General features: G+C 70.5%; 6 protein-coding genes. All 6 read left to right on the top strand.

Annotated features, from left to right (window positions below; genetic code table 11):
• The first annotated feature begins 21 nt into the window (after positions 1 to 21).
• The 6 genes from LY12_RS01415 to LY12_RS01390 all read left to right on the top strand — a co-directional run bounded on the left by LY12_RS01415 (position 22) and on the right by LY12_RS01390 (position 13,428).
• Positions 22 to 2,985: an FAD-binding and (Fe-S)-binding domain-containing protein gene (locus LY12_RS01415; RefSeq protein ID WP_372493415.1), complete on the top strand. Its 2,964-nt coding sequence runs from the start codon at positions 22 to 24 to the stop codon at positions 2,983 to 2,985.
• A gap of 50 nt (positions 2,986 to 3,035) precedes the next feature.
• Positions 3,036 to 3,836, top strand: a complete 801-nt coding sequence (locus LY12_RS01410; RefSeq protein ID WP_253852782.1) for a 2-keto-4-pentenoate hydratase — start codon at positions 3,036 to 3,038, stop codon at positions 3,834 to 3,836.
• A 479-nt stretch (positions 3,837 to 4,315) separates the two neighbouring features.
• The gene (gltB, locus tag LY12_RS01405) at positions 4,316 to 8,857 is read left to right on the top strand and encodes a glutamate synthase large subunit (protein ID WP_253852777.1); all 4,542 of its coding nucleotides are present in this window, start codon (positions 4,316 to 4,318) and stop codon (positions 8,855 to 8,857) included.
• A gap of 116 nt (positions 8,858 to 8,973) precedes the next feature.
• On the top strand, positions 8,974 to 10,428 hold the full coding sequence (locus tag LY12_RS01400; RefSeq protein ID WP_253852775.1) for a glutamate synthase subunit beta: 1,455 nt from the start codon (positions 8,974 to 8,976) through the stop codon (positions 10,426 to 10,428).
• 407 nt (positions 10,429 to 10,835) lie between these two features.
• Positions 10,836 to 12,677 carry a LamG-like jellyroll fold domain-containing protein gene (locus LY12_RS01395; protein ID WP_253852770.1) on the top strand — a complete coding sequence of 614 codons (1,842 nt, stop codon included), beginning with the start codon at positions 10,836 to 10,838 and terminating at the stop codon, positions 12,675 to 12,677.
• Between the two features lie 535 nt (positions 12,678 to 13,212).
• Positions 13,213 to 13,428: a CbtB domain-containing protein gene (locus LY12_RS01390; protein WP_183778674.1), complete on the top strand. Its 216-nt coding sequence runs from the start codon at positions 13,213 to 13,215 to the stop codon at positions 13,426 to 13,428.
• Positions 13,429 to 13,438 lie beyond the last annotated feature (10 nt).

The following is a 13,438-nucleotide window of genomic DNA, read 5'->3' as shown; positions in this document are numbered from 1 at the left end:
GGGGCGCCTACGGTGGGCGCCGTGAGCGATCCCGTCAACGAAGCCGCAGCAACGCCCACCGACGCACACCGACCCGGCACGGACCGGTCCGGCACCGGCGCCGCGCCCGCAGGCGCCGACTCGCTCGCCGCCCGGCTCCGTGCCGCGGTCACCGGCGACGTCGAGGCCGATCCGACCGCGCGCGCCGTGTTCAGCATGGACGCGTCGAACTACCGCCACGTCCCGCGTGCCGTCGTGTTCCCGCGCGATGCCGGCGACGTGCGGGCGACCCTGCGCGTCTGCCGGGAACTCGGCGTGCCGATCACGGCGCGCGGAGCGGGCACGAGCATCGCGGGCCAGGCCGTCGGCGAGGGTGTCGTACTCGACCACACGCGGTATATGAACCGCATTCTCGACATCGACCCCGAGGAGCGGACGGCACGGGTGCAGCCCGGCGTGGTGCTCGACACGCTGCGCGCCGAAGCGGCCCGGTACGGGCTCACGTTCGGGCCGGATCCGTCGACGCACAGCCGCTGCACGCTCGGCGGCATGATCGGCAACGACTCGTGCGGTTCGCACTCGGTGGCATGGGGCCGCACGACGCACAACGTCGTCGCACTGGACGTGCTTGCCGCCGACGGCACGCCGATGACGTTCGGCCACGGCGAGGCACCCGACAACGCCCACACCCGGGCGCTGCGGGCGCTCGTCGACGACAACCTGGCCACCATCCGGCAGGGCTTCCCTTCGCTGCCGCGCCGTGTGTCCGGCTACGCGCTGGACCGGCTGCTGCCCGAGAACGGGTTCGACGTCGCCCGCGCACTGGTGGGCAGCGAGGGCACCTGCGCGCTGCTGACCGAGGCGACGGTGCGCCTGGTGCCCGCACCGGCCGTGCGGGTGCTGCTCGTCGCCGGGTACGCCGACGACGTGGCCGCCGCCGACGCGGTCCCCCACGTCCTCCCGCTCGAACCGCTCACGCTGGAGGGCATGGGCTCGGACATGATCGACGCCCTGCTGGTGCGGGGCCGCAGGCCCGCCGCGCTCGACCGGTTGCCCGAGGGCGGCGGCTGGCTGTTCGCCGAGATCGGCGGGAACGACCTCGCCGACGCACGGGCCCGCGCGGAACGGATCGCGGCCACGCTGACGACCGAAACGGGCGCCACGACGTCGATCGCCGACGACCCTGCGGACCAGAAGCAGCTGTGGTCGATCCGCGAGGCCGCTTCCGGCATCGCCACCCGCATCCCGACGCCGGAGGGCAGCGCCGAGGCATGGCCGGGCTGGGAGGACGCCGCGGTGCCGCCGGAGCGGCTCGGCGCCTATCTGCGGGAGTTCCGGCGGTTGCTCGCCGACCACGGGTTGCGCGGCATTCCCTACGGCCATTTCGGCGAGGGCTGTGTCCACGTGCGCATCGACTTCACGCTCACCGACGACGAAGGGCGAGCACGGTTCCGCTCGTTCATGGAGGACGCGGGCGATCTCGTCGTCGCGCACGGGGGTTCGTTGTCCGGCGAGCACGGGGACGGGCATGCCCGTGCGGAACTGCTGCCACGCATGTACTCGCCGGAGGTGCTGCGCCTGTTCGAGGCGTTCAAGGCGATCTGGGACCCCGACGACCTGCTGAATCCGGGTGTGCTGGTGCGCCCGCACGCGATGGACGCCGACCTGCGGTTCGACGGTCCGGTGCGCGAGCTGCCGCTCACGCTGAAGTATCCGCACGACGGGGGCAGTCTCGCCGTCGCGGCGCGCCGCTGTGTCGGTGTCGGCAAGTGCATCGACACCTCGACCGGGGTGATGTGCCCGAGCTACATGGCCACGGGCCGCGAGGAGCACTCCACGCGCGGGCGCGCGCGGATGCTGTCGGAGATGATGCGCGGTGAGACGGTGCCGGACGGCTGGCGTTCCACCGAGGTGCGCGACGCCCTCGACCTCTGCCTGGCGTGCAAGGGATGCCTGTCCGACTGTCCGGTCAATGTGGACATGGCCTCGTACAAGGCGGAGTTCCTCCACCAGCACTACCGGCGCCGCGTCCGGCCCGCGGCGCACTATTCGCTCGGGTTCCTGCCGCTGTGGTCGCGGCTCGCCTCGCTGGCACCGCGAGCGGCCAACGCGGTGCTCGGCTCATCGCGTCTGTCACGGGCGCTGACCCGGCTGGGCGGCATCGCGCCGGAACGCTCGCTGCCCCGCTTCGCGCGCCGCACGTTGCGCCACCGCCTGCGGACCCGCGCCGAAGCCGTGCCGGCCACGTTCACGCGCCCGCGCGTGGTGCTGTGGCCGGACACGTTCACCGACCACTTCTCCCCCGACGTCGGCCTCGCCGCGGCCCACGTACTCGATCACGCGGGTTTCGACGTCGTGCTTCCGCGTTCCTCGGTCTGCTGTGGACTGACGTGGATCTCCACCGGGCAGCTCGGCGTCGCCCGCACGGTGCTGCGGCGGACGCTGAAGGTGCTCGGCCCCGAGATCGCCGCGGGCACGCCGATCGTCGCGCTGGAACCGAGCTGCCTGGCCGTCCTGCGACACGACATCCACGACCTGTTCGACCCCGCCGAGATCGACGGCGGCACCGGCGACGGGATCAACGCACTGACCCTGGCCGAGTTCCTGGAGAAGTACGCGCCCGACGTCGACTTCCCCGAACTCGACTCCGACGGCCCTGTGCCCGCGATCACACAGCAGCACTGCCACCAGCACGCCGTCGCGGGCAACGCCGCCGACCAGCGGGTGCTGGCCAGGGCGGGCATCAACTGCCGCACACTCGACTCCGGCTGCTGCGGACTGGCGGGCAACTTCGGGATGGAGCGCGGCCACTACGACGTCTCCGTGGCCGCCGCGGAGCGGGTGCTCGTCCCCGAGGTGGAGGCCGCGTCCGACGACACACTCGTGCTCGCCGACGGCTTCAGCTGCCGCACCCAGATCGCGGACCTCACCTCCCGGCGGGCACTGCACCTGGCGGAGATCCTCGACCGCGCCCTGCGCGCCCGTCACAGCCGATCGTCCCGTTGACCGGAACGACATCCTTGCCGAAGGTGACCCCCGACTCGGAACGTGAGCCCATGAACGCCATCGACGCCGCCACCGTCGGAGACCTCGCGAAACGCCTGCAGCAGGCTTACGAGACCGGCACCCCGATCGACCCGCTCGTGGCGCAGTGGCCGGACCTGACGATCACCGACGCGTACCGCATCCAGCAGGAACAGGTCCGCGGCTGGGTCGAGGCCGGTGAGATCGTCAAGGGCCACAAGGTCGGCCTGTCCTCGCCCGCGATGCAGCAGCAGATGGGGGTCGACCAGCCGGATTTCGGCCACCTCACGAGTGGCATGTTCCACCTCGAACACCAGCCGATCACGGCACGATTCCTGCAACCGCGCATCGAACCGGAGGTGGCGTTCGTGCTCGGCCGGGAGCTGCGCGGACCGGGCGTCACCACGGCGGACGCGGCAAGGGCGGTCGAGTTCGTGCTGCCCGCGCTGGAGATCGTCGACTCCCGGATCCGGGACTGGCGCATCTCCATCGCCGACACGGTGGCCGACAACGCCTCGTCCGGAGGTGTGGTGCTCGGCACGAAGCCGACTCCGCTGTCGGCCGTCGACCTGCGGCTGATGGGCTGCAGCCTGCAGCGGTCGGGCGAGCTGCTGGCCACCGGCACGGGCGGTGCCGTGCTGGGCTCACCGCTCAACGCCCTCGTGTGGCTGGCCAACACGATCGGGCCGCTGGGCATTGCGCTCGAACCGGGACACGTGGTGCTGCCGGGGACGATGACGCAGGCCTTCTTCGTACATCCGGGCGAGACGGTGGTGGCCCACATGCACGGTCTCGGTGACGTCACGGCGACCTTCGGCCCCTCACCGGCGTGATCGTGGTCCGCACCTGCCGAGATCACCATCGTCGTCGCAGGTCACAGCAGAAATTGCGGAATCAACCAGTTGACTTCCCGGCCGTCAATCCCGCAGTGTTGTATCCCACGAGCGCTCACTGAGAAGTCCCTATAACGGCGATTTCACATTACTGTCATAAGACCGGCTAACCCCGGGATGTTCAGCGCGCGCCGGACGCGGCAGGCGAACCCTGCCCGTGTACGGCGCGTGTCTGCGCACCAGCGCCGTTCGCCACCACGGACTGCGCGCGCCGGCTCATCGGAGAGCCAACCAGGATCCACACAACGGCGTGTGGTCGACGTTTCGGTGCCATGCCCGCCGCCGGAAGGTGGACGGGACGCCATCGACGAGTCCCCTACTGACCATCGCACCACCAGGCCGCACCGTTAGCCGACCGGAACGCCCCGGCCGGCTGGCAGCGCGGCCTGGCTGTGCCGAGCCAAGGAGGGCGGCAAGCCGTGACCCGCCACGCCCCGCGTAAGCCGAACACCGGTCTCTACGACGAGCAGTACGAACACGACGCCTGTGGCGTCGCGTTCGTCGCCGACCTGTCCGGCCGTCCCGACCACGAGATCGTCCGTCAAGCCCTGGTCGCCCTGAGCAACCTCGAACACCGTGGCGCGCGCGGCGCCGAAACCGAAACCGGCGATGGCGCAGGCATCCTGATCCAGATCCCGGACGCGTTCTTCCGCGAGGTCACCGACTTCGAACTGCCCGAACCCGGCACGTACGCCGCAGGCACCGCGTTCCTGCCGACCGACGAGGCCGCACGCGACAAGGCGATGTCGGCCATCGAGCGCATCGCGGCCGAGGAGCACCTCCGCGTGCTCGGCTGGCGCGACCTGCCGGTCCGGGCCGAACACGTCGGCCCGAGCGCCCGCGAGGCGATGCCGTACTTCGCGCAGGTGTTCCTCGGCTCGCAGCGCGACGGGGACCACACCCTGACCGGCCTCGAACTGGAACGGGCCGCCTTCGTCGTGCGCAAGCGCGCCGAGCACCAGCTCGAAGAGTCCGGCGTCTACTTCCCGAGCCTGTCGGCGCGCACGATCGTCTACAAGGGCATGCTCACCGAACCGCAGGTGCCGAAGTTCTTCCCCGACCTGACCGACGAGCGCGTCGTCAGCGCGATCGGCCTCGTGCACTCGCGGTTCTCCACGAACACGTTCCCGTCGTGGCCGCTGGCACACCCGTACCGCTACGTGGCGCACAACGGCGAGATCAACACGCTCAAGGGCAACCGCAACTGGATGGACGCCCGCGAGTCCCAGCTCGACACCGACCTCATCCCCGGGCCGCTGCGCCGGATCTACCCGGTGATCACGCGCGGCGCGAGCGACTCGGCCTCGTTCGACGAGGTGCTCGAGATGCTGCACCTCGGCGGCCGCTCGCTCCCGCACGCGGTGCTGATGATGATCCCGGAGGCCTGGGAGAACCACGCCGAGATGGACCCGGCCCGCCGCGCGTTCTACGAGTTCCACGCCACGATGATGGAGCCGTGGGACGGCCCGGCGCTGGTCTCGTTCACCGACGGCACGCAGATCGGCGCCGTGCTCGACCGGAACGGGCTGCGGCCCGCGCGGTACTGGGTCACCGACGGCGGTCTCGTCGTGCTGGCCAGCGAGGCCGGGGTGCTCGAACTGGACCAGGCGTCGATCGTGCGCAAGGGCAGGCTCGAGCCCGGCCGCATGTTCCTCGTCGACACGGCCGAAGGCCGGATCATCGACGACGAGGAGGTCAAGGGCCAGCTCGCGGCCGAGAATCCCTACGCCGAGTGGCTCGATGCCGGCAGGCTGAAGCTCGACGACCTGCCCGAGCGCGAGCGCGAGGTGCCCACTCATGCCTCGCTCGTGCGCAGGCAGCAGGCGTTCGGCTACACGGCCGAGGAACTGGACGTACTGCTCGAGCCGATGGCCCGCACGGGTGCCGAACCGATCGGGTCGATGGGCAACGACTCCCCGGTCGCCCCGCTCTCGAGCGGCCAGCGCCCGATCTTCGACTACTTCACGCAGCTGTTCGCCCAGGTGACCAACCCGCCGCTCGACGCGATCCGGGAGGAGCTCGTCACGGCGCTGGGCACGCAGCTCGGCTCGGAACCCAACCTCCTCGAAGCGGGTCCCGAGCACGCGCGCAAGATCGTGCTGTCGTTCCCGGTGCTCGACAACGACGACCTGGCGAAGCTCGTCCACGCCAACGACGACGGCAACCTGCCCGAGTACTCCTCGTACACGGTGCACGGCACCTACGAGGTCGCGGGCGGCGGCGAGTCGCTGCAGCGCAGGCTGGACGAGATCCGCGCCGAGGTGTCGGAGGCGATCGCCGACGGTGCGCGGCTGATCGTGCTGTCGGACCGCGGCGTGGACGCCGACCATGCGGCCATCCCGTCGTTGCTGCTGACCGGCGCGGTGCACCACCACCTGGTGCGCGAGAAGAGCCGCACGCAGGTCGGGCTGATCGTCGAGTCCGGTGACGCCCGCGAGGTCCACCACATCGCGCTGCTCATCGGTTACGGCGCCGCGGCGGTCAACCCGTACCTGGCGATGGCCACCGTCGAGGAACTCGCCGAGCAGGGAAGGGTCGCCGGCGTCAGCGCCAAGGAGGCGACGACCAACCTCATCAAGGCGCTCGGCAAGGGTGTCCGCAAGACGATGTCGAAGATCGGTGTGTCCACGGTGGCCTCGTACACCGGTGCGCAGATCTTCGAGGCGATCGGCCTCGGCTCCGATGTCGTCGACACGTGCTTCACCGGCACCACGTCGCGGCTCGGCGGCGTCGGGTTCGACGTGCTGGCCCGCGAGGTCACCGAACGGCACCGGCGCGCCTTCCCCGCCGACGGGGTGCGGCCCAGCCACCGCGAACTCGCCACGGGCGGTGACTACCAGTGGCGCCGCGAGGGCGAACCGCACCTGTTCAACCCGCAGACGGTGTTCAAGCTGCAGCACTCCACGCGGTCGGGCAAGTACGAGATCTTCAAGGAGTACACCAAGTCCGTCGACGAGCAGGCCGAGCAGCTGATGACGCTGCGCGGGTTGTTCAAGTTCAAGGAGGGCGAGCGCCCGCCGGTGCCGATCGAGGAGGTCGAGCCGGTCTCGGAGATCGTGAAGCGGTTCGCCACGGGCGCGATCTCGTACGGGTCCATCTCGGCCGAGGCGCACGAGACCCTCGCGATCGCGATGAACCGGCTGCAGGGCAAGTCCAACACCGGTGAGGGCGGCGAGGACTCGGAACGCCTGTACGACCCCGAGCGCCGCAGCGCGATCAAGCAGGTCGCGAGTGGACGGTTCGGGGTGACGAGCGAGTACCTCGTCAACGCCGACGACATCCAGATCAAGATGGCGCAGGGCGCCAAGCCCGGTGAGGGCGGCCAGCTGCCGGGCGGCAAGGTGTACCCGTGGATCGGCAAGACCCGGCACTCGACGCCGGGCGTCGGGCTCATCTCCCCGCCGCCGCACCACGACATCTACTCGATCGAGGACCTCAAACAGCTGATCCACGATCTGAAGAACGCCAACCCGGCCGCGCGCATCCACGTGAAGCTCGTGTCGGAGGTCGGCGTCGGCACGGTCGCCGCGGGTGTGTCGAAGGCGCACGCCGACGTCGTGCTGATCTCCGGCCACGACGGCGGCACCGGCGCCTCCCCGCTGTCGTCGATCAAGCACGCGGGCGGACCGTGGGAGCTGGGCCTGGCCGAGACGCAGCAGACGCTGCTGTCGAACCGGCTGCGCGACCGGATCGTGGTGCAGACCGACGGTCAGCTCAAGACCGGCCGTGATGTGCTCATCGCCGCGCTGCTGGGTGCCGAGGAGTTCGGCTTCGCCACCGCGCCGCTGGTGGTCTCGGGCTGCATCATGATGCGGGTGTGCCACCTGGACACCTGCCCGGTCGGGGTGGCCACGCAGAACCCCGCGCTGCGGGAGAAGTTCAGCGGCAAGGCCGACTACGTGGTGAACTTCTTCGAGTTCATCGCCCAGGAGGTGCGCGAGTACCTGGCGGCGATGGGCTTCCGCTCGATCGCCGAGGCGGTGGGCCACGCGGAACTGCTCGACACCCGCGACGCCGTCGACCACTGGAAGGCCGAGGGCCTCGACCTGTCGCCGATCTTCGACGTGCCGGACATCGAGCCGGGCGCCGCCCGGCACCAGGTCGTCGAGCAGAACCACGGACTGGACTCCGCGCTCGACAACACGCTGATCCAGCTGTCCGAGGGCGCGCTGCGTTCCGGCGACCATGTGACGCTCGACCTGCCGGTGCGCAACGTCAACCGCACGGTCGGCACCATGCTCGGTCACGAGCTGACGAAGCAGTGGGGCGGCGAGGGCCTTCCCGACGACACGATCGACATCACGTTCACCGGCACGGCCGGGCAGGCGTTCGGGGCGTTCGTGCCGAAGGGCATCACCCTGCGGCTGCTCGGTGACGGCAACGACTACGTCGGCAAGGGCCTGTCGGGTGGGCGCATCACGGTGCGGCCGCCGCACGACTCGCCGATCGTGGCCGAGGACCACATCATCGCGGGCAACGTGATCGGCTACGGCGCCACGGGCGGCGAGCTGTTCCTGCGCGGCAAGGTCGGCGAGCGGTTCTGCGTGCGCAACTCGGGCGCGCTGGCCGTCGTCGAGGGCGTCGGCGACCATGGCTGCGAGTACATGACAGGCGGGCGCGTGATCGTGCTCGGGAGGACGGGCCGTAACTTCGCGGCGGGCATGTCGGGCGGTGTGGCCTACGTGCTCGACCTCGACCCGGTCCGCGTCAACGGTGAGATGGTCGACCTGGACGGTCTCGACGAGGAGGACGTCGAAGTCCTGCTCGACGCCGTCGAGAAGCACTACACCGAGACAGGGTCGGCCGTGGCGCACGCGCTGCTCACCGACTGGGAGTCCGCACTGCCGCGGATCACCAAGGTCATGCCGAAGGACTACAAGCGTGTTCTGCAGGCGCGCGCTCAGGCCGAGCGCGACGGCAGGGACGTGAACGAGGCGATCATGGAGGCGGCTCATGGCTGACAATCGCGGAGTTTACGAAGCGGCAGCGATGGACGCGGACCGGGATGGGCCCCCGCTGTGGCATGTCTTTTCGCCACAGCAGGGGAGGGTGTCCCACAAGACACAGGAGGCGGCTCATGGCTGACCCCAAGGGTTTTCTGAACACGAAGCGGGAGACGCCGAAGTCTCGTCCCGTCGACATCCGGATCAAGGACTGGCGTGAGGTCTACGAGGACTTCGAGCGCACCAAGCTGAAGGACCAGGCGGGCCGCTGCATGGATTGCGGCATCCCGTTCTGTCACCAGGGCTGCCCGCTGGGCAACCTGATTCCGGAGTGGAACACGCTGACGTGGCGCGACGACTGGGCCGACGCGATCGAGCGGCTGCACGCCACGAACAACTTCCCGGAGTTCACCGGAACGCTGTGCCCCGCACCGTGCGAGACGGCGTGCGTGCTCGGCATCAACGACGACCCGGTGACGATCAAACGCGTCGAGATCTCGATCATCGACCGTGCGTGGGAGGAAGGCTGGGTGACGCCGCAGCCGCCGACCACGAAGACGGGTAAGAAGGTCGCGGTCGTCGGCTCGGGCCCGTCGGGCCTGGCTGCCGCCCAGCAGCTGACGCGCGCCGGGCACGACGTCGTCGTGCTCGAGCGGGCCGACGCGATCGGCGGGTTGCTGCGGTACGGCATCCCCGAGTTCAAGATGGAGAAGCACCGCCTCGACCGGCGGCTCGACCAGATGCGCGCGGAGGGCACGGAGTTCCGCACCAACGTGGACGTCGGCGTGGACGTCACCGCGGACGAGCTGCGGTCGCAGTACGACGCGGTGGTGCTGGCCGGCGGTGCGACGGCGTGGCGCGACCTGCCTGCACCCGGCCGTGAGACCACAGGCGTCTACCAGGCGATGGAGTACCTGCCGCCGGCGAACAAGGTGGCGAGCGGCGAGCTGGACGTCTCCCCGATCGACGCCGCGGGCAAGGACGTCATCGTGATCGGCGGCGGCGACACCGGCGCGGACTGCGTGGGTACTGCCCACCGGCAGGGCGCGAACTCGGTGACACAGCTGGAGATCATGCCGAAGCCGCCGGAGTCGCGGTCGGAGGCGCACCCGTGGCCGACGTACCCGATGATCTACCGGGTCTCCTCGGCACACGAGGAGGGCGGCGAGCGGCTGTACTCGGTGAACACCCGCGAGTTCGTCGCCGACGCCGACGGCAACCTGCGGGCGCTGCGGATCGTCGAGGTGCAGCGCGCCGAGAGCGGTGGGTTCGAACCGGTCGAGGGCACCGAGCAGGAGCTGCCCGCACAGCTGGTGCTGCTGGCGATGGGCTTCGTCGGGCCGCAGCAGGCGGGCCTGGTCGAGGACCTGGGCGTCGAGCTGGACGAGCGGGGCAACGTCGCGCGTGACGCGGAGTTCCGGACGAGTCTGGACAACGTGTTCGTGGCCGGTGACATGGGCCGTGGGCAGTCGCTGATCGTGTGGGCGATCGCCGAGGGCCGTTCGGCGGCCGCAGGCGTCGACGCGTACCTCACCGACCGGGACATGCTGCCGTCGCCGATCGCGCCGACGGACCGCCCGATGTCGTAACACCACAGGGTCGACACCCCGCGGCGGGTGGGCGCGGTTCCGGCGGAGCCCGCGCCCACCCGCCGCGCGTGTCCTGCACCCCGTCCCGCGTGTCCTGCGTTCGTGCCCGCGTGTTCTGCACCCGGGATCGCGTGTTGCGGATTCCGGGACCCGTGTTGCGGGTTCCGGGGGTCGTGTTGCGGGTTCCGGGGCCCGTGTTGCCGGTTCCGGGGGTCGTGTTGCTCCCGCCCGTCGGCCGAGCGCCGCGTGCCCGGCCCCCCGTGGTCCTGCAGCTGCCGAACGCCGCCGGGCTGCCGCCCGAGCCCTGCTCACAGGTCTCGACCCGGCCACGGTGGACGCGAGAATGTTCAGCGTTGCTCAACATCCGTGCCACCCGGCGTCCAACGGGGACGGCGAGACTGCGACGTATGTCCCCTTCCGGAGTATCCCGACGTTCCGTCCTGTCCGCCGCCGCGGTCACCCCGGCGGTCGTGGCGGCATCCGGCGCCGTCACCGCGGCGCCGGCACAGGCCGCCCCGCACGGCCACCCGTCCCCCGAGGGCGCCAGGTTCACCGTCGCCGCCCTGCCCGACGTCCAGTACCTCATCGACGAAGGCGGTTCGGACCACGAACCGGTGCGCGAGAGCCTGCGGTGGGCAGTGCGGGAGCGGCGCAACCACAACATCGCGTTCCTCGCCCAGCTCGGCGATCTGACCGAACACGGCACCGAAACCGAGATGCGCATCGCCGACACGCTCTTCCGCACCGGCATCGACGGCAGACTGCCCTACAGCGTGCTGGCGGGTAACCACGACGTCACAGGCGACGACCAGCGCGGCGACACGCCGTACCTGCGCACGTTCGGGCCCGAGCGGTTCGCGAAGTCGGACTCCTACGGCGGTTCGTCCCCTGACGGCTACAACAGCTTCCACACCTTCGAAGGCGGCGGCCGCACGTGGCTGGTGCTCGCCTTCGACTGGCGCGTCTCCGACGCGGGGATCCGGTGGGCGCAGGGTGTTCTCGACCGGCACCCGACGTTGCCGACGATCCTGACGACGCACGACATCGTGTGGGCCGACGAATCCGGCGACGCCACGCTGTCCGAGCACGGCAGGCACCTGTGGGACGGGCTGATCCGCGGCAACGACCAGATCTTCCTCGCGCTGGGCGGGCACTACTGGCCGTGCGGTCGCACGACGCTCACCAACGACGCGGGAAACCCCGTCCACGTGCACATCACGAACTACCAGGACCGCTACTACGGCGGTGCGGGCATGCTGCGGACGTACGCGTTCGACCTCGCCCGCGACCGCATCGACGTCGAGACGTTCTCGCCGTGGCTGCTGGGCAAGAAGGACCGTACGCCGTTGGAGGCCGAGACGGTGGAGCTGACCGGTGACGTCGACCGGTTCAGCATCGAGATTTCGTTCACCGAGCGGTTCGCGGGGTTCGCCCCGCCCGCGAACCCGCCGTCGCGGCCGGCCTCGGAGGTGCTCGTCGCGGGCACGGCGGCGTACTGGCGGTTCGACGACGAGGGGTTCGCCGGCGCGGGCGAGGACGGCGCACCGGTGGCGCATCACGCCGTGGCCCGTGACCTGTCCGGTAACGGCAACGATCTCGTCGCGCAGCGCCTCCACGACGGTCCGGCCGACGTGCTGACGTGGTCGGCCGATCACCACGTCGGCGCGCCCGCCCACGCCGGCGTCCGATTCGACGGTGGCAAGAACCCGGATCGCGGCGCGGTGCTGCACACCCGTTCGGGCGCACCGCTCAACACGGCGACGTTCGAACGTGGCTACACCATCGAAACGTTCTTCCGCCTGCCCGAGCCGTTCGAGGGCGACCACGCGTGGATGGGCATCCTCAGCTGGGAGGGCCGCGCCGGTGACGCGGGCAAGGACGGCGGCTACTCCACCGACGACGCCGTGTGCAGCCTGAACGTGACGAGCGAACGCTTCCTGCAGTACGTCGTCTATCCGACGTCGATCAACGACGACCCGACCTGCTGGAGTCACGCCGTCCCGGTCGGACGGTGGACACACGTCGCGATCGTCAACGACGGCGCCCGCACGGTGGTCTACGTCGACGGGTCGAGGATCACCCGCAACGCGGCGCAGCGGTCGAAGGGCATTTCGACGGTCGGCAAGCCGTTCGCGATCGGCGGCACCCAATCGGGCGGTCGCTTCGGGCAGGGCTTCTACGGTCAGGTGGGCGGTACGCGCATCGTGTCGAGGGCTCTGCCTCCGAAGGATTTCATGCTGCCCGGCTGAGTGCGGCCCCGTGCCACGTGGCCCGCGCCCGCCCCGTGTCCCGTTCGGACGGTGATGCGGTCGCACGGCCGGAATGCGGGCCCTGCGCCGTCGCGTCGGCCCGGACGAGGTGCCGACGACGGGCCAACGACGGGAAACGGCGGCGCTGGTGCGCGGGGTGGCAGCCGTGGGTCAGCGCCTCGTCGGGGTCGTGGCCGGGTGACGCGGGCAGCACAACGGGGTACCGAATGCAGGACACGCGCGTGGACGCAGTCGTGCGGCAGCACGGCGTTGGGGGGTGGTGGTCGGGCGACGGGCGGGCGCAGGACACACGATGGGAAGGGCGAGCGGTGCGGGCCACATCGCGTTGACTTCCCGCGCCGGGCGGGCCTAACCTCGAACGGCTCATGCGATGACGGCTGGAAGCCGGTGAGAACCCGGCACGGTCGCGCCACTGTGATCGGGCGTGTGCTCAGGCAGCACACCCCGTAGTCAGACCCACCGTCATCGCCTCCGCCGCCGATCGGGCCGCGACAAGCCCCAGGAGGTACACGCGATGTCGCAGACGAACGTCGTCTCCGTTCCCCGCCCCACCGCCGTCCGCATTCCGTTGCGGGAGATCGTGCCGTGGGCGGTCTTCACCACCGTGCTGGCGCTACTCGTGCTGCTGTTCGTCACCACCGAGGCGGGCGCCGTCTCGCTGGTGTCGGACGGCCTGGTGCACGAGTTCGTCCACGACGGCCGGCACCTGCTGGCCTTCCCCTGCCACTGATCGGGAGGGG

This window comes from Prauserella alba (genome assembly GCF_024171735.1).
GTDB lineage: Bacteria > Actinomycetota > Actinomycetes > Mycobacteriales > Pseudonocardiaceae > Prauserella > Prauserella alba.
The sequence above is the reverse complement of the archived record's forward strand: the minus strand, read 5'-3'. Positions and strand labels throughout refer to the sequence as shown.

Excerpts from the sequence above, each read along its gene's own strand:
- LY12_RS01410 (WP_253852782.1), top strand. The coding sequence starts at position 3,036 with ATGAACGCCATCGACGCCGCCACCGTCGGAGACCTCGCGAAACGCCTG.
- LY12_RS01400 (WP_253852775.1), top strand. The coding sequence starts at position 8,974 with ATGGCTGACCCCAAGGGTTTTCTGAACACGAAGCGGGAGACGCCGAAG.
- LY12_RS01395 (WP_253852770.1), top strand. The coding sequence starts at position 10,836 with ATGTCCCCTTCCGGAGTATCCCGACGTTCCGTCCTGTCCGCCGCCGCG.
- LY12_RS01390 (WP_183778674.1), top strand. The coding sequence starts at position 13,213 with ATGTCGCAGACGAACGTCGTCTCCGTTCCCCGCCCCACCGCCGTCCGC.